At 62.5% G+C, this 2,040-nt stretch carries 1 protein-coding gene; it reads right to left on the reverse strand.

Features of this window, described 5'->3' with window-relative positions; all coding sequences use genetic code 11:
* On the reverse strand, positions 1 to 1,892 hold a 1,892-nt coding region (pnp, locus tag EN750_RS31600), incomplete at its 3' end, for a polyribonucleotide nucleotidyltransferase (protein WP_127399045.1).
* Positions 1,893 to 2,040: the final 148 nt, after the last annotated feature.

Raw genomic sequence — 2,040 nt, forward strand, 5'->3', positions numbered from 1 at the left:
ACCGTGCCTTCGTAGATCTCGCCGACTTCCGGCTCAGCGACGATGGTGTGGATCCACTTCTTCGCCGCCTCGATCTCCTTGGCGTTGGACGAAGCGATCTTGACCGTGCCGTCGTCCTCGATGTTGATCTTGGCGCCGGTCTTTTCGACGATCTCGCGGATCACCTTGCCGCCCGAGCCGATCACGTCACGGATCTTGTCGGTCGGGATGTGCATCACTTCGATGCGCGGTGCGAACTCACCCAGTTCCGAACGCGCGCCGGTCAGAGCATGCGCCATTTCGCCGAGGATGTGCTGGCGGCCATCCTTGGCCTGGTCCAGCGCGATCTTCATGATCTCCTCGGTGATGCCTTCGATCTTGATATCCATCTGCAGCGAGGTGATGCCGTTCGCGGTGCCGGCGACCTTGAAGTCCATGTCGCCGAGGTGATCCTCATCACCAAGGATGTCGGACAGAACGGCGAAACGCTCGCCTTCCTTGATCAGGCCCATGGCGATACCGGCGACCGGCTTTGCCAGCGGCACGCCGGCATCCATCAGCGCCAGCGAGGTGCCGCAGACGGTGGCCATCGACGACGAACCGTTGGACTCGGTGATCTCCGAGACGACGCGCAGAGTGTAGGGGAACTGGTCGGCACTCGGCAGCATCGGGCGAATGGCGCGCCAGGCGAGCTTGCCATGGCCGATTTCGCGGCGGCCCGGCGAACCCATGCGGCCGGTCTCTCCGACGGAGTAGGGAGGGAAGTTGTAGTGAAGAAGGAACTTCTCCTTGTACATGCCGGTCAGCGAATCGACATACTGCTCGTCCTCGCCGGTGCCGAGCGTGGCAACGACCAGCGCCTGGGTCTCGCCGCGGGTGAACAGCGCCGAACCGTGGGTGCGTGGCAGGACGCCGACTTCAGAGACGATCTTGCGGACTGTCTTCAGGTCACGGCCATCGATGCGCGAACCGGTGTCGAGGATGTTCCAGCGCACGACCTTGGCCTGGAGTTCCTTGAATACCGAACCGATCTGCTCGGAGGTGTACTTGGCATCTTCGCCTTCGGCCGGGGCAAACGCTGCCTTGACCTTCGCCTTGACGGCATCGACGGCGGCGTAACGCTTCTGCTTGTCGACGTTCTTGTAGGCATTGCTGAGTTCGTCACCGACGATCTTCAGCATCTCGGCTTCAAGGGCGGAATAATCCGGCGCGGTGAAGTCGCGCGGCTCCTTGGCGGCGACTTCGGCCAGCTTGATGATGGCGTCGATGACCGGCTGGAAGCCCTTGTGGCCGAACATGACGGCGCCGAGCATCAGCTCTTCGCCCAATTCCTTGGCCTCGGACTCAACCATCAGCACGGCGTCGGTGGTGCCGGCGACGATCAGGTCGAGCTTCGATTCCTGCATCTCGTCGACATGCGGGTTGAGCACGTATTCGCCGTTGATATAGCCGACGCGGGCGCCGCCGATCGGGCCCATGAAGGGCACGCCCGAGAGCGTCAGGGCAGCCGAGGTGGCCACGATCGACAGGATGTCGGGATCGTTCTCGAGGTCATGCTGGACGACGGTGACGACGATCTGCGTGTCGTTCTTGTAGCCGGAGGCGAAGAGCGGGCGGATCGGGCGGTCGATGAGGCGGGAAACCAGCGTTTCCTTCTCGCTCGGACGGCCTTCACGCTTGAAATAGCCACCCGGGATCTTGCCGGCGGCGTAGGTCTTTTCCTGGTAGTTGACGGTCAGCGGGAAGAAATCGAGGCCGGGCTTCGGCTCCTTCATCGAAACAACGGTGGCGAGAACCTTGGTCTCGCCGTAGGTGGCGAGCACCGCGCCGTCAGCCTGGCGTGCGATCTTGCCGGTTTCGAGGATGAGCGGACGGCCGCCCCATTCGATTTCCACTTTGTGGTGATTGAACATGTCTTGTCCTTAATATGAGGAAAGGGCCGCGCCGTTTCACGGTGCGCGGATGCCCTTTCCCTGGCTTCCTTTCTCGGGCAGCCACGGGCAAGACAACGGGAAGCTCGGGTAATTTCGGCGCGGCGAGCGCGCGCGAGCGTCCTGCAAT

The organism is Mesorhizobium sp. M7A.F.Ca.ET.027.03.2.1, from assembly GCF_003999175.1.
Lineage (GTDB): Bacteria > Pseudomonadota > Alphaproteobacteria > Rhizobiales > Rhizobiaceae > Mesorhizobium.